21 protein-coding genes, 1 tRNA gene and 1 pseudogene are annotated in these 20,696 nt (G+C 40.6%); 11 read left to right on the top strand and 12 right to left on the bottom strand.

All coding sequences use genetic code 11. The annotated features are described in order from the left end of the window. Positions 1 to 23: 23 nt before the first annotated feature. Complete coding sequence (locus tag IPN35_02835; protein ID QQS59781.1) at positions 24 to 977, top strand: RluA family pseudouridine synthase; 954 nt, start codon at positions 24 to 26, stop codon at positions 975 to 977. Here the strand turns inward: IPN35_02835 and nth are convergent. Beyond that, positions 916 to 1,629: an endonuclease III gene (nth, locus tag IPN35_02830; protein QQS59931.1), complete on the bottom strand. Its 714-nt coding sequence runs from the start codon at positions 1,627 to 1,629 to the stop codon at positions 916 to 918. The genes IPN35_02835 and nth overlap by 62 nt on opposite strands. A gap of 113 nt (positions 1,630 to 1,742) precedes the next feature. Here nth and IPN35_02825 point away from each other — a divergent pair, with 113 nt between their 5' ends. The 5 genes from IPN35_02825 to rnpA all read left to right on the top strand — a co-directional run bounded on the left by IPN35_02825 (position 1,743) and on the right by rnpA (position 5,415). Then, complete coding sequence (locus tag IPN35_02825) at positions 1,743 to 3,065, top strand: hypothetical protein (protein QQS59780.1); 1,323 nt, start codon at positions 1,743 to 1,745, stop codon at positions 3,063 to 3,065. Further along, on the top strand, positions 3,062 to 3,514 hold the full coding sequence (locus IPN35_02820) for a YtxH domain-containing protein (GenBank protein QQS59779.1): 453 nt from the start codon (positions 3,062 to 3,064) through the stop codon (positions 3,512 to 3,514). Before IPN35_02825 ends, IPN35_02820 begins: the two co-directional genes overlap by 4 nt. 22 nt (positions 3,515 to 3,536) lie before the next feature. Further along, positions 3,537 to 4,826 carry a UDP-N-acetylmuramoyl-L-alanyl-D-glutamate--2,6-diaminopimelate ligase gene (locus IPN35_02815; GenBank protein ID QQS59778.1) on the top strand — a complete coding sequence of 430 codons (1,290 nt, stop codon included), beginning with the start codon at positions 3,537 to 3,539 and terminating at the stop codon, positions 4,824 to 4,826. Between the two features lie 93 nt (positions 4,827 to 4,919). Then, complete coding sequence (gene rpmH / locus IPN35_02810; GenBank protein QQS59777.1) at positions 4,920 to 5,048, top strand: 50S ribosomal protein L34; 129 nt, start codon at positions 4,920 to 4,922, stop codon at positions 5,046 to 5,048. 7 nt (positions 5,049 to 5,055) lie between these two features. Next, complete coding sequence (gene rnpA / locus IPN35_02805; GenBank protein ID QQS59776.1) at positions 5,056 to 5,415, top strand: ribonuclease P protein component; 360 nt, start codon at positions 5,056 to 5,058, stop codon at positions 5,413 to 5,415. Positions 5,416 to 5,523: 108 nt separating this feature from the next. Here rnpA and IPN35_02800 read toward each other — a convergent pair whose 3' ends face one another. Next, entirely contained in the window at positions 5,524 to 5,838 is a 315-nt protein-coding gene (locus IPN35_02800) for a (2Fe-2S)-binding protein (protein QQS59775.1), read from the bottom strand. Between the two features lie 112 nt (positions 5,839 to 5,950). Between IPN35_02800 and IPN35_02795 the strand changes: the two genes are divergently transcribed. Next, positions 5,951 to 6,027: transfer RNA gene (locus IPN35_02795), tRNA-Val, on the top strand. Here the strand turns inward: IPN35_02795 and IPN35_02790 are convergent. The 4 genes from IPN35_02790 to IPN35_02775 form a co-directional block, all read right to left on the bottom strand. Further along, positions 5,984 to 6,658 carry a PLDc_N domain-containing protein gene (locus tag IPN35_02790; GenBank protein QQS59930.1) on the bottom strand — a complete coding sequence of 225 codons (675 nt, stop codon included), beginning with the start codon at positions 6,656 to 6,658 and terminating at the stop codon, positions 5,984 to 5,986. The two genes, IPN35_02795 and IPN35_02790, sit on opposite strands and share 44 nt — an antisense overlap. Positions 6,659 to 6,702: 44 nt before the next feature. Beyond that, a complete protein-coding gene (locus tag IPN35_02785) occupies positions 6,703 to 7,863 on the bottom strand; it encodes an anthranilate synthase component I family protein (GenBank protein QQS59774.1) in 1,161 nt (386 codons plus the stop codon). Next, a complete protein-coding gene (locus IPN35_02780; GenBank protein QQS59773.1) occupies positions 7,860 to 8,753 on the bottom strand; it encodes a peptidoglycan bridge formation glycyltransferase FemA/FemB family protein in 894 nt (297 codons plus the stop codon). Before IPN35_02780 ends, IPN35_02785 begins: the two co-directional genes overlap by 4 nt. 70 nt (positions 8,754 to 8,823) lie before the next feature. Further along, complete coding sequence (locus IPN35_02775) at positions 8,824 to 9,615, bottom strand: hypothetical protein (protein QQS59772.1); 792 nt, start codon at positions 9,613 to 9,615, stop codon at positions 8,824 to 8,826. Between the two features lie 211 nt (positions 9,616 to 9,826). Between IPN35_02775 and IPN35_02770 the strand changes: the two genes are divergently transcribed. Beyond that, on the top strand, positions 9,827 to 10,756 hold the full coding sequence (locus tag IPN35_02770; protein QQS59771.1) for an FtsX-like permease family protein: 930 nt from the start codon (positions 9,827 to 9,829) through the stop codon (positions 10,754 to 10,756). Beyond that, positions 10,753 to 11,460 carry a recombination protein O N-terminal domain-containing protein gene (locus tag IPN35_02765; protein ID QQS59770.1) on the top strand — a complete coding sequence of 236 codons (708 nt, stop codon included), beginning with the start codon at positions 10,753 to 10,755 and terminating at the stop codon, positions 11,458 to 11,460. Before IPN35_02770 ends, IPN35_02765 begins: the two co-directional genes overlap by 4 nt. Here the strand turns inward: IPN35_02765 and IPN35_02760 are convergent. Next, positions 11,457 to 11,657 carry a hypothetical protein gene (locus tag IPN35_02760; GenBank protein ID QQS59769.1) on the bottom strand — a complete coding sequence of 67 codons (201 nt, stop codon included), beginning with the start codon at positions 11,655 to 11,657 and terminating at the stop codon, positions 11,457 to 11,459. The genes IPN35_02765 and IPN35_02760 overlap by 4 nt on opposite strands. A gap of 97 nt (positions 11,658 to 11,754) precedes the next feature. Between IPN35_02760 and purB the strand changes: the two genes are divergently transcribed. Further along, on the top strand, positions 11,755 to 13,143 hold the full coding sequence (gene purB, locus IPN35_02755) for an adenylosuccinate lyase (protein QQS59768.1): 1,389 nt from the start codon (positions 11,755 to 11,757) through the stop codon (positions 13,141 to 13,143). A 35-nt stretch (positions 13,144 to 13,178) separates the two neighbouring features. On the opposite strand, the pseudogene IPN35_02750 reads toward purB, so the two are convergent. Then, positions 13,179 to 13,828: pseudogene (locus IPN35_02750) on the bottom strand (IS1595 family transposase). Positions 13,829 to 13,972: 144 nt separating this feature from the next. Between IPN35_02750 and IPN35_02745 the strand changes: the two are divergent. Then, on the top strand, positions 13,973 to 14,692 hold the full coding sequence (locus IPN35_02745; protein QQS59767.1) for a DUF389 domain-containing protein: 720 nt from the start codon (positions 13,973 to 13,975) through the stop codon (positions 14,690 to 14,692). A gap of 22 nt (positions 14,693 to 14,714) precedes the next feature. Here IPN35_02745 and IPN35_02740 read toward each other — a convergent pair whose 3' ends face one another. The 4 genes from IPN35_02740 to nusA form a co-directional block, all read right to left on the bottom strand. Beyond that, positions 14,715 to 15,113 (bottom strand): hypothetical protein, encoded by a 399-nt coding sequence (locus tag IPN35_02740; GenBank protein ID QQS59766.1) that lies wholly within the window; start codon positions 15,111 to 15,113, stop codon positions 14,715 to 14,717. A gap of 88 nt (positions 15,114 to 15,201) precedes the next feature. Next, positions 15,202 to 18,411: a transcription-repair coupling factor gene (mfd, locus tag IPN35_02735; protein ID QQS59765.1), complete on the bottom strand. Its 3,210-nt coding sequence runs from the start codon at positions 18,409 to 18,411 to the stop codon at positions 15,202 to 15,204. A gap of 468 nt (positions 18,412 to 18,879) precedes the next feature. Then, positions 18,880 to 19,188, bottom strand: a complete 309-nt coding sequence (locus tag IPN35_02730) for a transposase (GenBank protein ID QQS59929.1) — start codon at positions 19,186 to 19,188, stop codon at positions 18,880 to 18,882. 351 nt (positions 19,189 to 19,539) lie between these two features. Next, entirely contained in the window at positions 19,540 to 20,694 is a 1,155-nt protein-coding gene (gene nusA, locus IPN35_02725) for a transcription termination/antitermination protein NusA (GenBank protein ID QQS59764.1), read from the bottom strand. Positions 20,695 to 20,696 lie beyond the last annotated feature (2 nt).

The following is a 20,696-nucleotide window of genomic DNA, read 5'->3' as shown; positions in this document are numbered from 1 at the left end:
GGCATATTATTTCAAATACATTTATGAATATTCTACCTCTTTCTTCTCAAAAAAAGAAGGTTCCGCAAGAAGAACATGGTGCTCGTCTTGATGATTTTCTGGTGCGCGCTTTTCATATTACGCGCTCGCAATCGAAAAAGGCGATTCTCGAGTCTCGTGTGTTGGTGAATGAAGTACCTCCAAAAAAGGCGGGGATCGTTCTTTCGTCTGGAGACGACATTACGTTTTTTTCCCCTCATGTTTCTTCTGGGCTTTTACCTTCTCATGAGCCAGTGAATATTCTTTTTGAAAATGAAAGTGTGATTGTGGTGGAAAAACCTGTTGGTATTGTTACGCATCCAGATGCAACCCACACGAAAGACACTCTTCTCCAGAGAGTGCTCGCGCATACTTCTCTCGCGGAAAAAGGACTTCCTTTGCGCCCCGGAGTTGTTCATCGACTCGACAAAGAAACTTCTGGTGTTCTTGTCTTTGCTAAAACGGATTCTGCTCTCCTTGTTCTTCAAAAAAGTTTTGCTAAGCGGAAAGTACAAAAAATATACCGCACGCTTATTCATGGGGCGCATATTGCAGAAAAGGGGACAATCGCTTCTCCTATTGCTCGGGACGTGCGTGATCGAAAAAAAATGTCTGTTTCTGCTGGAGGCGAGGCAAAACATGCGCTTTCTCATTTTACTGTAGTACAACGCTTTCAGCATGTTTCGGAACTTTTGGTTCAGATTGAAACTGGACGCACGCACCAGATTCGTGTACATCTCTCTGCTATTGGTTCACCTGTTCTTGGGGATGCGGTGTATGGCAGTCGAAAACAAGATGAAGAAGTCTCTCGCACAATTGGCTGTGCTATTCCACGTTGTCTTCTTCATGCGGAGTCGCTTTCTCTTGTCTTGCCAAACGAACAGGAGGAGATGACATTTATTTCTCCAATTCCCTCAGATTTTTCCGAGGTGCTTTTTGCGCTTTCCGCGAAGAAATAACTCCTGCCTGAGATGAAGGGCAAATATCGGCGAGTGGGCAGAGGTGACATTGGGGTCGGTGGGCAATACAAATGGCTCGTCCCAAAGCAACGAGAAGATGTCCAACATCACCCCATTTTTTTCGGGGAATGTATTCCATAAGTTCTCGCTCAATTCGCTCTGCATTATCTGATTCTGTAATACGGAGAAGCTTAGTGATTCGTTTAACATGGGTATCGACAACAATTCCTTCTACAATTCCAAAAGCGGTTTCGAGAATAACATTCGCCGATTTTCGGGCAATTCCGGGAAGCGTAATCATTTCTGCAAGAGAGTGGGGGATTTTTCCAGAAAATCGTTTTAAGATGTGTTGTGCGGCACCTCGAAGATTTTTTGCCTTGTTCCGATAGAATCCTGTTGAATAAATAAGTTGCTCAAGTTCTTCTTGGGAAATACTTGCGAGTGCTGAAAAATCTGGAACTTTCTGAAAAAGTGCAGGAGAAATTTGATTTACTCGTTCGTCGGTGCATTGCGCTGAAAGCTGAACAGCAACAAAAAGTTCGTACACATTCCGATGAAGAAGAGCACATTTTGCTTGAGGAAAAGTCTTTTTGAGTCGTTTGAGCGATTCTTGTATTCGTGCCGATTTTTCTGAGGAAGAACGTATTATCATCATGAGGAGTATAGAGGAAAAAAACTTGAAAAATCACACAAGAGCGAGAAAATTTTCTTTTTCGTTCAAATTCCGTAGATGGAGCTGTCTTGATTTTTTCTCGGAAGAGGGGAATGATGTGGGTGATGAAATATTTTCCTTCCCTGCCACTTCGGGTTTTTCTTATATCGCTTTTTGCCCTTGTTTTTACGGGGTGTGTGTCTGAGAAAAATAATGAAAACGAAACGGTACAACAAAAAAAAGAAGTTCAGGCGGTTCAAGAAGAAGGAGTGGTTTCTCCATTGGAAGTTATAGAAAATGAATTGGGAACTCATCTTTTGGTGACTCGTTCTGGGAAGAAATATATCCTCCGAAGTCAAATTGTCGACCTCTCTGATTTTGAGGATTTTTTGGTAACGATAACTGGAGAAATGACAGAAGAGCAGAATGAGAAGGTTATTACAGTGTTCGCCGTTGACGTAAAACAGAGTCGACCAGAACTTCGCCAATCTGTTTTTACTGAATCTGATTTTGGGATCTCTTTCACACTTCCAGGAAACTGGCAACGACTGGAAGTTTCAAAAGAAAAACTGGAATATTTTCCAGAAGGTTCTGCTCCGGTTATTACTGTAGAACGCATTCCTATGCGAACAAAAGAAGGGGTTTCTGCTCAAGAAATAATGGTTACGGGGACATCGGTACTTGTTTCTGGAAAGAACGCAAGACGCATTGTAAAGAACGGAGGAGAGGTTGATATTTTTGTTATGCTTCCTGAAAAGTCAAACATTCTTGTCTTCTCTCTTACTCCTCAAGGTTCTCCTTCAGAAGAGCGTAGTATTTTTTATTCTCTGCTTTCTGAAATTTCTTGGACATCAGCTGAAACAGAAATTCTTTCTGAGGAGATTTCAGATTATATGGTTGGGGTTCGATGTGGGGGGGTGGCAAAACTTCTTTGCCCTTCTGGGTATCGTTGTGAGCTCGAAAGCATAACTCCAGATTCGACCGGAGTTTGTGTTGATGCGAGCCTTGCTCCAAGCGTTGTGACGAAAATCCTTTCGCGTTCTCCAGAAACAACTGATTCCGATAAACCTTCTCTTACTCCTTTTTCTGTACCAAAAGAAGAAACTCCCACAGGTTGGCTTCGCTACAATCGCGACTCCTTTGCCTTTTCCTTTGCTATTCCTCGCTCTTGGTGGTGGCGTGGTGTTTCGGGAGATGGGGAAGTACTTGCACGAACAGAGATCGGTCCCGAGGAAATTGCATCTGACAATTGGGCAATTACGATTGAGATTCTTCCAAAAAGTCTTTCCGATGCTCGTCAAGAAATTCACACTGATACCATTCTTTTTCTTCTTCCTCGAGATGACAAAACTCACTTCGTTATTTCTGGAAAAATAGAATACGCTGAAATTACCAAAGACGTTGCATCTTCACTTTCTCTTCTCTCTTCATCATGAAAAAATTTCTTGTTGGTCTTCTCGCGGGAGTTTCTGCTGGTATGCTCTTTGCTCCAAAGTCTGGAAAACAGCTTCGAAAGGAATTGGTAAATTCAAAAACAAAAGCCACAGATTTTGCCACCCTTCTTCTTGAAGCAGGAAAAGACGCGAGTGGAGAAGTTCAAGATCTTCTTCAGTCAAGCGATATCCAGAAAATGATTTCTTCTGGAAAAAAATCAGTGGGAGAATTTTTCCTTACACTTGAAGGAAAACGAAAAGAGCTAAGCGCTGATGGACAAAAAGAGCTCGAAAATTTACTCGAAAAAGCATGTAACATGATTCTTGGAACAAAAGGAATTCTTGAGAAAAAGGGGAATGCCCTTCAGAAAACTGCTCAAAAGAAAGCGACTTCCGCAGTAAAATCTGTAAAGAAGGTAGTAAAGAAAGTAAAGAAAGATCTTAAAAAATAGCCCATCCATCGTGATCTCCTTTTTGAGAAATTTCATTTCAGAAAATCATATCTTTCGACGTTGGTATTCTGCAGGAAGTGGTATACTGGCGGCTTTTGTCTTTGGTTTTCCCGCAAGAAAATTTTGTAATATTGGTGTTACCGGAACTGATGGAAAGACAACGACAGTCGAGATGATTTCTCATGTTCTGCGTTCTTCAAAAAAAAAAGTACTCTCCATCTCTACTTCGCGGATTGTTCTTGATGACAATATTCTTCCTCATAATAAGCGAACTACTCCTGGACCGTGGCAACTACAGAGAATGTTTCGAAAAGCGCAACGAAATGGAATAACGCATGTGGTGCTTGAGGTTTCTTCTCATGCGCTTTTTCAACGACGTGTCTTTGGAATTCCACTTGATGTTGCTGTACTCACAAATATTACTCCAGAGCACCTCGATTATCATAAAACTCTAGAAAAATATGCTGCAGCAAAACATCTTCTTTTTTCTCGACATTTACGAAAAGGCGGAACATCTGTTTTGAATGCCGATGATTCATTTGGAAAGATATGGGCAAAGGAATTTTCTCAAAAAGGATATTCTATACTCACCTTTTCGGAGCAGGGGGATAGATCCGCAGATTATCGTTCGGAGTTATTTCTTGCCGATGAAAAAGGAATTTCGTTTACATTATATTCTCCGGAAGGCTCTTCTTCGGTTTTTATTCCGGTTTTTGGAAGTTTTAATGTTTCGAACGCACTTTCTGTTCTCTGTGTTTCGCGCGCGCTTGGTATTTCTGAAAAAGATGGAATAGAATCGCTCACTTCTTTTTTCTCTGTTCCGGGGAGAATGGAAAAAATAGAATCGGGGAAGGATTTTTCAATATTCATTGATTTTGCACTCACGCCTGGGTCTCTTGCAAAAATGCTTACTTCTGCTCGTGATATTTCAAAAGATGGAAGACTCTCTCTTGTGTTTGGATCATGTGGAAGTCACAAGGATATTGAGAAGCGTCGTCTTTTGGGAAAAATAGCAACGAAATACGCAGATGCTGTTTTTGTAACAGATGATGAGCCATATTTTGAGAATCCCGAAGTTATTCGTAAACATATTCTGGAGGGGGCTTATGAAGAGAGTGTAAAAGCAATTTCTTCTGGAAAAGTACGAGAAATTCCAGATCGAAAAAAAGCGATATTTCAAGCAATTTCCGAGGCAAGGTCTGGTGATGTAGTTGTTGTAGCTGGCATGGGGCATTTGCGATCTCGGAATATTGCGGGAAAAGAGATCTCTTGGAGTGACGAGAAAATCATTCGGGAAGCAATTCCGGCATAACTTTAAAAGAAATATGCCCCCGATCGCATAAGTGAATATTGACATCAATTTTCCTTCATGAAAAAATGGCATGGTCTTTATTTTTGTTCCTAAATGCTTAGCAAAACGAGAACGCGAAAAAGAAAACGAGTTCATGGATTTCTTCGACGAATGCGCACCCCAGGAGGAAGGCGCGTCATTCAGCGTCGCCGAAGTAAGGGGCGACACAGAATAGTCGTTTGATGTTTTCATGCTTTCCCGACAACATCGCTTGACGAGAGGTTTTGAAGTACTTTTTCGGAAAGGTGAGAAAAGAATATTTTCTCACTTTATTTTTCGGTCACTTCCTGCATTTGATGGAGTTTCTCGCTTATCCGTAATTGTTTCGAAAAAAACGGAAAAAATGGCAGTTGGAAGAAATCGAATTCGCCGACGTCTTTTTGAGGTAGCTCGAAAGAGCAATTTTCCCGAATTCCTTCCACTTCCATTTCGTATCGTACTCGTTGCTCGTTCTTCTGCAAAAAATGCCTCCTTCTCGGAGCTAGAGAAGGACTTTTTAGAGGCGTGTACCGCAACGAGCATTTCTCAGCTCAAAAATAAAAAGCCATAATGCTTTCGTTTTCAACGAGAAATTCCTCGTTTTCTTTGGGAAAACGAGGAATTTCTCGAGATGGTTAAGCAACATACTCAAAAAAGGAGTGTCTGATAGAATAATCTATCAGTTTGCTAAATCAATTTCGAGAATGTAATTTCGATCCTTGTCGGTTGCCTTTTCAGGGTCAACCGAGGCAATGCAGGTGAGGATAATATCTTCATCTGTGGTGTCGATGTATTTGGGCCCATCTCGTTCTTCGTCGACAAGATCCATTCCTTGCACCACTTGTGCGGCACAACTCATGCATGCTCCAGCATGGCAGGAGAAAGGAATTTCAATGCCTTCATCTGCGGCTTCATCAAGGAGATTTTTTTCTCCTTTAGGGTGAAATGTCCCAAGTTCATTTCCATCGGAATCATTAATGATACAGGTGATCATGGTTTTTTTGAAAAAGTCTTTGCGAATTCTCGGTTATTCTTTCTATTGACGCAAGAAAAAAATTTTCTATTGCCAATTATCCATATATTCTGGAATAATTCATGAGAATTTTGGGCGCCTAGCTCAGTTGGTTAGAGCATCTCGTTTACACCGAGAGGGTCGGGGGTTCGAATCCCTCGGCGCCCACCATATTATATTTTTTGTGCTTTCTCCGTACCGTGAGGAAGTAGGTAAGCGCTCCAGAAAAATTAAAGACAATAACAATTAAGAGCCAAATGGTTTTGTTTTTGATGGGTCTTTTGAGAATATCAACAATCATGAAAATCCAGAATAAAAATGCACAGAAAAATATCAAGAGGAGTGCAGGGAGAAAATGGGCGATATTTCCAAATGCCATTTTTAGGGCGATTTTACTGTCGAGTTTTTGTGCAAAGTCACTTTCGAGCAAATACCACTTGTTTCCTCTCTTCTCAAAAACAAAATAATCAGAAAAACCAGGAATATTCCATTGCCCCCCCTCTGCCAAGAATGTTCCTTCTACTCGTATTTTTCCTTGAGAGATTTCATTAATACTTTCGATGTTTTGTTGGAATGCAATGTGTTTCCCTTCAATATTTTTTTGAATTTCCTTTTTGAGTATTTCTGGTGCATTTGGCGAGAGTACATCTTTTATTTTTTCTGTTTCAGAAGTATTAACTGCCTCTTCTATCTCGGCTATTCTCGCCCGTATTTCTTTTTTGTTATTATCACTCGGGTTTGCAAATACAATTCCTGACGAGAAAAAAAAGAGCACAATGAGGAATAGGAGATATTTTCTCATGAACTACATTATGCCATAAAAAATTATTTTTATAAAGAATACGCTTATGTTTTCTGTTCTTTATGAAGCGCAAAAAACGAAACGCTTTTTTGGAGAATTTCTTCTCGTTCCGCCTCCTGTTCTGAAGCACTTGTAATTCCTCCTCCTGCCTGAAAAAAAGCCCTATTTTTATAGAGAAGAATCGTTCGGATGAGAAGGGAAAAAGCACCGTTCCCCTTGGAGTCTAAAAACCCAAGCGTTCCACAAAAAATACCACGAGCATGTGGCTCAACTTCTTCAATAATTTCTACTGCTCGTTTCTTGGGACAACCAGAGATAGATCCTCCGGGGAGACAAGAAAGAAGGGTTTCTATTGCAGAATATTCAGGAGATTTTTTTCCAGAGATACGAGAGAAGGTGTGCCAAACCGATGGGTTTTTTTGAATACTCCGAAGGGAGGACACTCGAATTGATCGGCATGTTTTCCGAAGATCATTTCGAAGAAGATCGGCAATCATTAGGAGTTCTGCCTTTTCTTTTTTTGATTGAAGGAGCTCTTTTTGAAGCATTTCATCTTCCTGTAAGGATTTTCCTCGAGGACGAGTTCCTTTGATAGGCTCTGTGGTAACAGTATCTTGATAAAAACGAAGAAAGAGCTCTGGACTTGCAGAAAGAATGGCACCAGTGTCAAGACCAAAAAACCCTGCTTGTGACGATGGATTTTTGAGAATCATTGCAAGAAAAAGCTGTTTTGTGTCTCCCCAGAAATCTGCAGTAAAGCGCTGAGTGAGATTTATTTGGTAAAATTCGCCCCGAAAAATATCGTGGTGAGTTTTTTGGAATCCCTCTTCCCAAGCCTGCGTTGGAAAATCGTGTACAAACTTTCCAAGAGAGTAGGATCTCTCTTTCAGAAAATGTGGAAGAGTTTTGAAGAGTTCTTTTGCGTCTGTGGAAAGGGCATATTCATATTCTCGAAAGAGAAATGAAGGGGTAGAATCATCCATCTTTCCGTGAACGCCAAGCGCATTTCGCGCCCAATCGTATGAGATGAAGCCCACCAAAAATCCACTTGGCACGGCAGGCATGCCTTTTGGAGTGGTGTGGGTTTTTGTGCTCTCCTGAAAGAGGAGGAATTGGTCTTTTTCTCGAAGAATTGTTACTTCTGATACACTACTCTCGAGAAAAGCATTCAAAAAAATATCGGTGGAAACGCTTCTCTTTTTCACATTTTTTTTCGGAAGAGATTCCGAAGCACTTTTCCAGAGTTCAGAAGAAAAAAGACGAATGGAGAAATCAGGAGATACGTTTCTGGGGCATATTTTTCCACTTCTCCGCCAAATTTTTTCTTAAAAGTGCTCACTCGTGCGAGTCGGTGATTTGGGTCGTTCTCTGGCGCAACCCCAAGAAAATCGTATTCGGTGCACCCCCGTTTTTTTGCTTCTTGAATTGCTCGCCATTGGATAAGTGTGGGGGCATTTTTGTTTCTGCTTGGATCAATACTCGCCCCATAGTAGTATGTTCCAGTGTTTTTCCAAAAGACAAAAATACCGGCGGCAAGCCATTCTTTTTCATCTTGTGCTACTAAAAGTATAGCGTGCTCCCCAAATGCCTTAAGAAATTTTTGAAAATATTCTTTTCCGTGTGCAGAAAAACCATCTCGCGATGCTGTTTTTTTGATGAGATTCGAAAACTGCTCTGTGTCCCCTGATACAGAAATCATCACACTATTTTTTTCCGCCTGTCGAATGTGCCGACGTCCAGTACTTGAAAATCCCGAAAAAATCTCCTCTTCCGACCCAGAAAGAGGAATAATACGAGTGTATTCTGGAAAACGTTGTGATGCACTCCGAAGGGCAAAAAATCCTTTTGGAAGAACAGTGTTTTCTCGATTTGGGGCAATACGGATGGCAATACTTTTTCTCTGCTTTGCTTCTTGCAAAATGGTGTGCCATTGTTTTTCTGTGGGACAGGCACGAGGAATTTCGAGTAGTGTTTTTCCGAGCGGAAGCTTCCGCTGGATCAGGAGTATGTCTTCTACAAAAAAAACAGTATTTCCCAATGATTTTTGAAGACATGCCCATGGAGATGATTGCCAGAGGTTTTCCATTTTGCTCATATCATAACAAATAAAGCCCCTCTTCCCAAAATGCGAGAAGAGGGGCTTTGTCGATCAGAAAAAACCGTTCTCAGGAATTCTCTCCACTTGTATCTTCAGAGGAATCATCTCCCGAATCTTCATTTGCGTCATCAGAAGCGTTTTCCTCATCCGTTTCGTTAGTATCTTCGTCCACGGCATCACTACTATCATCATCTCCGCTTACGGAATCATCACTGCTCCCATCATCCCCTGACTCCTCGCCAGAGTCATCAGAAGCGTTTTCCTCATCCGTTTCATTAGTATCTTCGTCCACGGCATCACTACTATCATCATCTCCGCTTACGGAATCATCATCTCCCGAATCGTCATTGGAATCATTATATATTTTTCCATAAACACATTCTTGTATTTCTGCTCCACTTGGATCCTCTCCAAGATTTTCATGACAATCTTTTTTTACTTTTCGCTCTTTGAGGATGCGATCTTTTATATATCCTTTAATTTTCTCTCTCATACACATTTGAACGTCTTTTGGAGTTTTTCCGCTCTCTTCTGCACATGTTTTTTTAGCATCCACAATATTTGAAATAAGGCTCATTTTTCGTGTTTTATTAAGTTCTCGAATATGTTTTGTGAGAGTAACACCCTTTTCCTTACATTTTTTTTCAGAGAATCCTTGCTCATCACAACGCTCCAAAAATCGGTCGCGTCGAATTTCTTGATGAGCTTCTTTTTGCGCTTCGTGGACTATTTTTTTTACTTTTTGACCCGCTCCGTTTTCTTCTGCACTGGCAGGAGTTGTGAACATAGGGGCAACAAAGAGAGCAAAAAGGAGCATTCCTGTTGATACGGTTATGCGCCACAAGGTATTCTTTTTCATTAGGTAAAGAAAAAAAGATAAAAAAGTGCTACCATTATTGCGCAGAAGTCCCTTTTCTTTCAAAAGAAATCCATTGACATATCCTTTTGAACATTTTTTGAAAACCATTCGACACGAAGATGTTTTTTTGACAAAATTCCGAGGAGTAATGCGATGAACAATGAGTTTTTTTATTTTCTATCGACGAGTTTTTTCTTCCGCCCTTTCTGGTATGTGGCGAAATCGTTTTTCACTTCTCGTCTTTTTAGGAGGAACCTCTCTTTTGTTGTTTCTTCTCCATGCTATTTCTTTTATCTCCCTCTTTCCCCAGTTTCTTCTTCAACATTTTGAACAAAAGGCAGACATTGCCATTTTTATTCAACGCGACGCACCGGAGTATCGAGTAGATGCTTTTCGTGAATACCTTTCTCAAAAGAAAAATTCTGGAAAAATTTCCGACTATTGGGAGCTTTCCCAAGAAGAAGCACTTGCAGATTTTCGAAAACGATATCCCGAAGAGACTCGTTTTCTCGATCAATATAATATTGAAAATCCATTTTCTACCCTTTTCAGTATCGTTCCTATTTCTCCAACCGATACAACGCCTCTCCTAGAATCGTGGCTTTCTTCTGATGAGTGGCGAGATGTCATTGATCATGATGCTCTCAAAAAGAGTGAACATGCGCGATACCAGGTACAAAATTTTCTTCAATTCACTTCTCTTTCCGATAAAACCTTTCTCTTTTTGCGTATTTTCTTCTCTCTCCTTTTGTTTGCTCTCTTTTTCCTTTTTGTTCTTTTGCATATTCGAGGAAGCCGTCAAGAAATTCAGATTATGCGTCTCGTGGGAGCAAAAATCTCTTTTTTACAGACTCCTTTTCTGCTCCAAGCCTTTCTTCTTTCGCTCTTCTCTTCTCTTTTAGGAACGCTTATTTTTTTGTGGGCGCTTGATGGGGTGTATGTTTTTCTTTTGCAACTTTCACACGAATTGGGGATAGAAGGAGATGGAGCAATCTCTGAATTCTTTCAAAAAGAACACATCGTCTCAGGCACACTTTTTTTGAATATTTTTCTTCTTCTCGTGATGAGCTTTTTTTCTGCATGGCTTGCCGTGCAACGCATGCTTCGCGAACAGCTCTTTACGAGATACACCCCTTCATGAAAACCCAAAAGGAAAAGAGCATTATCCTTTCTCTCCGTTCGCTTTCGGAATATGATAGCATTCTTACACTTTTTGGAGAAGAGACGGGACTTTTCCGTGCGGTTGTTCGTGGGATTCGTCGTCCAAAATCGCGTCTCTGTGGTATTCTACAGCCCTTTACTGAAGTCATTTCTGAATGGATTCCTCCTCGTTCTGGAAACGGGTTGGCGCGCTATATTCGTGCTGAGTATGTTGCTCCACCACCATCCTCTTTTGATCCTGTTCTTTTGTTTCTTTCTGAAATGGTAGAGAAGGGGAGTGTGGAACACACTCCTAACATACATCTCTACGAAATACTGAGAGGTGTTTCTTTAGCACGATTTCCAGAGCGTCTTGTTGGGATTTTTGTGGTTCAACTTCTTACTCTTTCTGGGCTCCTTCCTTCGTTCGCGCTTTGCGCTCACACAAAAGAGAAACACTGTACAGATGGATGGTGGCGTGAAGATGGCGCTATTGTCTCCTTTTTTCCAAAAAATGAGGGAGCAATTCCGCTCGCATTTTCGGAAATAAAAACACTTCGATACTGGCAAGATGCCCCTCTTTCTGTTTCAGAGCGAATTGCGCTTCCAAAGGAATCAGAACGGCGAATTCTTCAATTTCTTTTTGCCCTTCTCGAAAATCGACACGGCATTCGCCTTGCCTCTAAAATTCTCCTTAATTTTTAGGGAGTAGCTTCTGATACTTCTTTAAATGTTCCGTATAATCGCGCATGAAGAAGCATGGGATCAGGCGAAGAGATAGCGATTCCATCTTCGGAAATTCGCAGATTTCCTGAAAGATATTCAAAAAACAACGCCCCAAAAAAGAGGATACTCACAGCAATAATCATGAGTACAAAAATATCCGGTTTTTCTTTTTGCATTTTTCTTAGAATGGATTCAGAGAATCATATCATAAATTTTCCTTTTTGAGGAATCTTTTTCTCGTCCGAAAAAATATGGCATAGTAGAGGTGATTTTTTGTATTTTTCCTCAATGCAGAACGCTCTTTCTCCACTCGATGGACGATATGAAGAGAAGCTCAAGCCACTTCATTCCTTTTTTTCTGAAGAAGCACTTATGCGTTTTCGGGTCTTAGTCGAAGAAAAGTGGCTTCGTTTTCTTTCTGATCGGGATGATATTTCTGCTTTGAGAAAGTTAACTAAGGGGGAGCATGAATTTCTTCAGAAGATTGTCTCCAGTTTTTCTGAAGATGATGCACTGCACATAAAGGAGATTGAAAAAACAACAAATCATGATGTCAAAGCTGTTGAATATTTTCTCAAGGAAAAAGTAAAAGATACCTCTCTTGCCGACATTTCGGAATGGATTCACTTTTCCCTTACGAGTGAAGACGTGAATAATCTGGCGTATGCTCTTCTCTTACGAGATGCAATTCAAAAAACACTTCTTCCACTTTTGCAAAAGGCAGAAAAAGAAATTCAAGCTAGGGCACGCCAGTGGAAAGCAGTTTCTCTGCTTTCTCGAACCCACGGACAACCGGCAAGTCCAACAACGATGGGAAAAGAGTTTCTTATTTTTTCTGCTCGTTTACAGCGTCAATTACAACAACTCGAGAAACAAGAGTTTTTGGGAAAACTGTCAGGAGCAAGCGGAAATTTTAATGCGCATGTTATTGCTTTTCCTGAGATAGATTGGCTTGAGCTTTCGGAATCGTTTGTAACCTCATTAGGACTTACATGGAATCCTATTGTGCCACAAATTGAGCCACACGATTTCTTGGCAGAGATTTCTCATCTTTTTCTTCGCATGGGGAATATCTTTCTTGATGCTTCTCGGGATATTTGGGGATATATTTCTCTTGGTTTTTTTCGTCAACAACTCAAAGAAGGAGAGGTAGGAAGTAGCGCCATGCCACACAAAGTAAATCCCATTGATTTTGAAAATGCAGAAGGAAATATTGGGATTGCCAATGCCCTTTTTACTCACTTCGCGGAAAAGCTTCCTGTTTCTCGTTGGCAACGTGATCTTTCAGACTCTACGGTGTTGCGAAATATGGGAGTTGCCTTTGGACATAATTTTCTAGCTATTCAGAGTTTTTTACGTGGTCTTGAGAAGCTTACTCTTGATGAAAAAACAATATACAACGATCTTGCTGCACATCCAGAAGTTTTGGCAGAGGCAATGCAAACCATTTTGCGAGCGCGCGGTGCAGAAAACCCCTATGAGAGACTCAAAGATCTTACGCGCGGAAAAGAGATAACACTCGAATCATTTTACGACTTTGTGCAAACCCAAAAAGATCTTTCGGAAGAAGATAGGGTTCGGCTTTTAAGTCTCACTCCAAAGTTGTATACGGGAATTGCAGAAATAATAGTTGATCGATTTTTGTCTGACGCGAATACCTAGATTGGAGAAAACTTTTGGCTCTTGAGTAGCAGATTTTAAAATTTCTTCAAAATCTTTAGCATTTTATCATAAAGATTCTGATCTTTATAGTTCCATCGGAACTCACATTCTTTCAGATGAAGATTAAACTTATGAGAAGCAATACCGTTGAATTTAGAGAGTCTTCTCTTGGCAAATGACCAGAAAGATTCTATGCCATTCACATGGCATTTTCCTCGAGCAAATTCATCATGGGAATGGTAGACACGATAGTGATCATACCCATTTAGAATGAGTCCGTCATAAGCCCTCCAGCCATCGGTGTGGATAGTGGAACCTTCGAGTATTTTTCCCTGTATGATAGGCAATAACTCTTCTCTACTGCATTTCTTTACGATGGTTACTGATACTTTTCCGTCTCGTTTAAGTATACCAAAGACTGGTGTTTTTCCGGCTGCCCCTCTTCCTCTTTTACCTCGTACTCTTTTAGCTCCAAAATAACTTTCATCAAGTTCAAACTCTCCAGATTCCTTACTTTGAGCGATGGCGTGAAGAGTTATTTTTCTCGGAAGATATTAAAATACCGATCAATAGTCCTTCGATTTATTTCTAGAATTCTTGCTGTTTTTGAGGCATCGATATCTTCACAAAAACACATCAATATTTTTTTTATTTTGTAGTCTGATATTTTGGCGTGTTTAAGCATGTTGAGAGGATAATCGAAATGATTTTCCTACTCAAGAGCCAACTTTTTTTATCATGGCAGAATAGTTGAGAAAGACTCTTCTTTTCGCTATAATTTGAAGATTCTCTGTCTTTCACAACAAGAATGTTCTCCAGAAAAAAATGGTTGTCCTTTGCGCATACACCCATTCCTCTTCCAAATTTGAACCGTTGGAAAATTCGCATGGAAACAAGTCGGAAGGCTCGAGAAGCAGCTGATCAGCTTATTCAGGGATCACGATTAAAGTCAGAATATTTTGTGATGTGCCTTCTTTCGGGACTTATCGCCACACTCGGAATTTTGCTTGATGATATTCCTCTTCTTATTGCTGCTATGGTTTTAGCGCCACTTCTTAACCCTGTACTTTCATTTGCCGCAGGGCTTTCTCTTTTAAACACTCGTCTCACTCTCTATGCCGCCACAAGCTTTTTTGGCGGTATTCTTTTTGTAGTGGCGGCCTCTGGGCTTTTTGTAAAACTTCTCCTTCTCTTTGGGAATACACTAGATGTTCGAGAGTTTTCCCTTCGTTTTCAGCGATATGATGTTTTTCTTCTTCTTTCTGCGTTTCTTTCGGGTTTTGCGGCTGTATACTCGTGGCTCCGTCCTGTGAATCAACTCAATCTTATTGGTATTGCTATTGCGGTATCCCTTATCCCCGGAGTTAGTTTTTTTGGTGTTCTTTTGGGAATTGGGAACATTGATCGCATTCAAGATTTTCTTTTTGCTTTCTCATTTAACCTCTTTTGTCTTATTTTTGGTGCGGTTTCTGCATTTCTTCTCCTTGGATTTCGACGTGTGCGAGATGAAATTCGTCAAGAAGAGGAAGATCTTCACATTTCCGAGTAGAAGAAGGAAAGGATATGAGTGATTAGTTGCTTGGAATCTTGACTCGAAATTTTGCTATTAACCCTTCGGATGTAGCATCAACCCTTTCGAGCTGGATCAATTCTCCTGAAACCTTTTTTACTGCTCCTTGTATACTTTCTGTAGTTTTTTTTATTGTTGGAGAAGCGCACTTTACTAATTTTCTTGCCTTTCCTATTCCCTCTTCTCGTGTATATGCCTGCTCACTGATAAATCTCTCAAAGCAGTCTTGATGATGTGGGAGCGATGGAAGAGCGCTTGGGTTAATCGCTGGAGAAAGAGGAATAATTTTTCCTGCTTCTGAGCGCATGGTCGCATTGATTTCTCCAATGTCAGTAGCCGTAGCTGAGGATGGTAAGGAAAGTGCAGTAATGAAAGCAATAGCCACTTGTAATTTCTCCATTATTTAAGAATTAAAAGGAGCCAAATTCTCTGAAAAAATACGCCTTCCGTCAAAGAAAACCTGATGACAATATCTTTTTTTATGGCTCTTATGAAACGGCTTCCTTTTTCTCTTTTTTATCGGTGGAGAGATATTCCAGAGCCTTTTTGAGTTCTCCTATAAAATCCATCCCGAGGTCTTTGAGAGAAATTTTGAGCTTATCACTCGAAACAAACCATTTCTCCTGATGTTTGAGGAGATTCATAATTTGAGAAGCATTTACTTTTTTTCCAAGAATCAGATGAATTTCTCGATCATTTCTTCCAACAGGTACGGAGCGCACAGCGAGAATATTTGCTTGTCGTGCAAGAATTTTGAGTTCAATCACCCTGAGGAGCATTCGCACTTCACGAGGAATTTTTCCGTATTCCTCTGAAAAATCATCTGCAATTTCTCGAAGATCTTCTTCCGTTTGTACTGCCGCCAAATTTTGATACGCAAGAATTTTCTCTTTCGAATCGGCAACATAGCTACTAGGAATATACGCATCTATTGGGAGTTCAATAGTAACACTTTCTGCTTCTTCGGGTTGTTCCAGTTTTTTTCCTTCTTTCATGTTTCGAATCGTTTCATTGAGGAGTCGCACAAAATACCCTACTCCTACTGCGTTAACCGTTCCTGCCTGATTAACCCCAAGTACATCTCCTGCGCCACGAATCTCTAGGTCTCGCATAGCAATTTGAAAACCGCTTCCGAGTTCGCTTGCCTCAACAATGGCACGAAGTCGTTTTTTTGCCTCTACTCCAAGTTTTTGGGTTTGGTAGAGAAAATAGGCGAACGCTTGACGTTTTCCACGACCAATTCTTCCACGGAGCTGGTACAACTGCGAAAGCCCAAAACGTTCTGCATTCATCACAATCATGGTGTTTGCGTTGGGGAGATCGATGCCGTTTTCGATGATGGTGCTCGAAACGAGAACATTATATTTCTTCTCTTTAAAATCGAGGATCCGCTGTTCCAAATCTTGTGAGCCGAGTTGTCCATGTCCCACGACAACGTGCGCCTCTGGAACGAGATTCCGAATTTTATCGGCAACACTCTCAATGGTGCTGACACGATTATGGAGAAAATATACCTGTCCATCTCGCTGGAGTTCGTGTCGCAAAGCATCTTGAATAAGCCGGTCAGAATATTTTCGCACTTCAGTAATGACCGGCAATCTTCCTGGTGGTGGAGTGGTGATAGTGGAGATATCACGAAGTTTGTTGAGCGCTAAGTTTAGGGTGCGTGGAATTGGGGTTGCTGTAAGCGTAAGAATATCTACATTTTTTCGGAGTTCCTTAAATTTTTCTTTTTGCTTCACACCAAAGCGCTGTTCTTCATCAATAATCAAGATTCCCAAATCGCGAAATGAGACATCTGGCTGAAGGAGTCTGTGTGTTCCAATGACAATGTCAATTTTTCCAGATTCAAGATCTTGAAGGGTTTTCTTTTGTTCTGAGGCGGTTTTAAAACGCGAAAGCGCTGCTACTCGAACTCCAAAGTGTTCCATGCGCTTTGAGAACGATTCATAGTGCTGTTGCGCTAAAATGGTTACGGGAGAAATAAGCGCGACTTGTCGTCCGCTCTGTACACATTTAAATGCCGCTCGAATAGCGACTTCTGTTTTTCCAAATCCAACATCTCCACAAACAAGACGATCCATTGGTTTTTCCGATTCCATATCTCGTTTTACATCTGCAATAGCAGACATTTGCCCTGGGGTTTCTTCGTAAGGAAATGTTTTTTCGAATTCTTGCTGAATCTTTGTATCTGACAAAAATGAAGTTTTTCGTGCCTGTTCGCGTTCTGCATAGAGACGGAGGAGTTCTTTTGCAACTTTTTCCGTTTCTTTTTTTGCCTTTTTTTGAACATTCTCCCATTCCGCAGATCCCAAGCGATTGAGTTTTGGCTCATCACCTTCTTCACAGAGAAAGCGAGAGACTTTGTCTGCCTGATCAACGGGGACAAAAAGCCGGTCGGTTCCGGCATAAGCGATTTCTAAGTATTCTCGGATATGTTCATCTATTTCTTGCTCTGTAACGCCCAAAAAATGCCCGATTCCATGATCCATGTGCACAACATAATCTCCTACTTTAAGACTTGTTAAGAACTCAAGGTTGAGCTTGTCAAGTGATTTTTGTTTTCGACTTCTCCGGAGCTGAAAAATTTCTCGATCCGTTAGGAAGAGGATTTTTTGATCTGGGTTCTGAAAACTTGATGGCATGTGTTCCGCACTGTCTGCGTCAATCAGAAAAAGACCTTCAGAAGGTTTTTCGGGAGTTTCAGAAGTAAAGGGGATTTTTTCTTCGAGGAGAATGCCACTGAGCTCTTCAATACGTTTTGTAAAAACAAAAATCAGATACCCATTACTCAGTTTTGCACGAAAATCTGTAAGAAGATCGAATAAATTATAGAACTTGAGTACAGAAAGAAAGCGCATTTGGTAGTGCTCTTCTTCGCTCCGTTCGGGAAAAGGCGTGAACTCTAATATTTTTGACGGTGACCGAGAAAAAAAGTCTCCCGGAAGTGAATCAACATCATCTGTTATAACGAGGTCATCTTGAGATAAAACCTCATAAAAAGGTCTTCCTTGGGCTTCTACCTTTACAGGATACACCGTAAGTCGCGAAAAACTCTTAATAATCTTTTTGTCTTGAAGAGAAAAAGACCAAATATTTTTTATCCGATCAAACTCAAATTCTATTTTAAAAGGGTATTCCGCGCCCACAGGAAAAACATCAATAACATCTCCACTTCGACGATATTGTCCTTTTTGAAGTGTTACATCTGGCGACACCTCAAATCCCATACTGATGAGACGGTTAAAGAGATGAAGTGGTTCGAAAACATCTTCTTTTTGAATGATGAGTTGGTGGCGCGCTATTTTTTCTGCAAGTGGAAATCCCTCTGAAAGAGCGTCTGTTTCGGGAAGAAGGAAGATATTTTTCCCAGAAAATCCCTTCGATTGTGCCAGCGCAATAACCCATTCTACCTTTGCTTCGTCACGTGCATCTCTTAATGGAAGGCTGAAAATTCGATATTTTTCGGGATCAAGAAAAAGAGACGCATATCCTTTTATTTCGTGTATTTCTGACGATTCGTGAGGAATAAAGACAATATTTTTTACGTCACGATACACCTCTGCGTTTTCGAGCAGAAAGGTGATAAGGGCAAGTTTTGCAGAAGAATTCGCAAGTCCCGAAAAGGAAGACTTCGGAGGAAGCGACGCGGCGATTTTGCAAAAATCGTTACGAGAGGAAAGCGATGGGGAAAACACAGAATGGATACTGAAAAAATAGGGGAGGATGAAACGGTGTTCATCACTCGTTCCAGAGGGGATATTCTGGAAACAGGAAGAGAAAAATTGGAAGGAAAATGGATCTTTTTGAGTAGTGTCTTTTTATTTTCAAAAAACGCCCTCACACCCCTTATTTTTTCACACTTTCCTGAAAAGATGCAAATATTTCTTCCTTTTAGTTTTTGAGATTTTCTCTTTGGTTTTGCATTTGTTTTTTGAGGAATAAATTTCTCTTTCATTTCCAACATTCATTCTTCTTGTAAAAAAAGAAATTTATTTGGCTCTTGAGTAGCAGATTTTAGAATCTTCTTAAGGTCTTTGGCATTTTATCATAAAGACCTTGGTCTTTATAGTTCCTTTTGGCAAATGACCAGAAGGATTCTATTCCACTTACATGACATTTGCTTCGACAAAACTCATATCATGGAATGACAAACACGGTAATGATTATAGCCATTGAGGAATGAGTCCATCATATACTCTCCATCCATCGGTATGGATCGTAGAACCTTCGAGTATTTTCTCTTGTATGATCGGTAGCAGCTCTTCCTTGTTACATTTCTTTATGATAGCCACCGATATTTTTTCTTCTCGCTTCAGTATTCCAAATATCGGTGTTTTTCCTACTGCTCCTCTCCCTCTTTTTCCTCGGACTCTTTTTACTCCACAATAACTCTCATCGAGTTCAAACTCTCCGGACTCTTTCTTTATACGATAGCATACAGGGTGATTTTCTCCCGAAAGATGTTGAAATATCTATCAATAGTTTCTTCGGTTTAGCCCTAAAAGTTTTGCTGTTTTTGATTTTTCTACTCAAGAGCCATATTTTTTTGTTCTTGTATTTGGGCTACTATCTCCGAGTCTGCGTCTCAATACAGATTGATCTCTTGCCACCACATAATCGAAAAAAGTATTCCTTCTTGTGTGCTTTATTCTGAAATCGAGAAAATTTTGAAGGCTTCTTGCATTATGGCGCAAAAAAATAATTGTCTTTTTAGAAAAGGATATTTTCTGGAAAAAGAAACTCTTTTGGGATCTTCATAGCTATAGATCCGCTTAGAAATTTCCTTTTCTATTTCCATTATTAGAATGCTAAGAGCAGAATATCTATTCGTTTGATTCCGAGGAAACTTCTTTCTTTTTCGAAGAAGGGACTTGTTGAATCTCTTGGAGCTTTGAAAGAAATGGCTCGTATTCTTCCGCGTTATACATGTCGAGTTCAAAGCCAGTGAGTTCACTCGCGAGGCGGATATTTTGTCCACGCTTCCCTACTGCCATGGCGCGCTCCACTTCTTCCACAAAAACAGCGGCGCGTTTTTTAACGCGACGACCGGTATTTGGATCGGTTCCTTCTTCGGGAATAACAATAACGACGTTATTAATTTTTGCTGGTTGCAATGCTCGAGCAATAAGCATGGTGGGATCATTGCTCCATTCAATAACATCAACGCGCTCTCCTGAAAGTTCATCCATGATAGGAGCAATTCTTGTTCCTCGTTGTCCGATACATGCTCCCACAGGATCGACTTTTTGATCTCCAGAAGAAACCGCCACTTTTGAGCGAACTCCAGGATCTCTTGCTACCGCACGAATCTCTACTTCTTTGTGCTCAATTTCAGGGATTTCCTGATGCATAAGAAGTTCGATAAGTCGGGGATGCGTTCGAGAAACTTTGAGCTGAGGCCCCTTACTTGTTTGCTGTACTTTTTCGAGATAGACTCGAATTCGTCGTCCTGGAAAAAGTTTCTCATTAGAAATTTGATCTCGTGGAAGAAGAAGTACTGTTGTTTTTTCGATGTCAAGAAATATGTGTGATCCTTCTACACGGCTTACACTTGCAGTGAGCAATGAATCTTGTCGACTTTTAAAACGCTGAAAGAGCGCCGTTCGTTCGGCTTCCTGAAGACGCTGAAGAATAACCTGTTTTGCAGATTGTGCCGCGATTCTCCCATATTCAATTGGCGTAACATCAATCCGAATTTCATCTCCCAATTCCACTCCACTTTTTATTTTCTGCGCTTCTTTTAGAGAAATCTCAAAGTTTTCATTCTCCACTTCTTCTACAACTTCTTTGATTTGCAAAATACTTGCGAACTGCGCGTCATCTCGCAATATGACTTCTATCTCCTGATCCTTATTCCCATAATCTTTTCGATATGCGGCAGTAATCGCCATTTTCACTGCCTCAAGAACAATGTCTTCATCCAAATTTTTCTCTGCGGCAATTTGCGTAAGTGCCGCAATAAACTTTCCTTTATCCATCG

This window comes from Candidatus Peregrinibacteria bacterium (assembly GCA_016699755.1).
In the GTDB taxonomy this organism is placed as follows: domain Bacteria; phylum Patescibacteriota; class Gracilibacteria; order CAIRYL01.
This window is presented reverse-complemented; position numbering and strand designations above follow the sequence as displayed.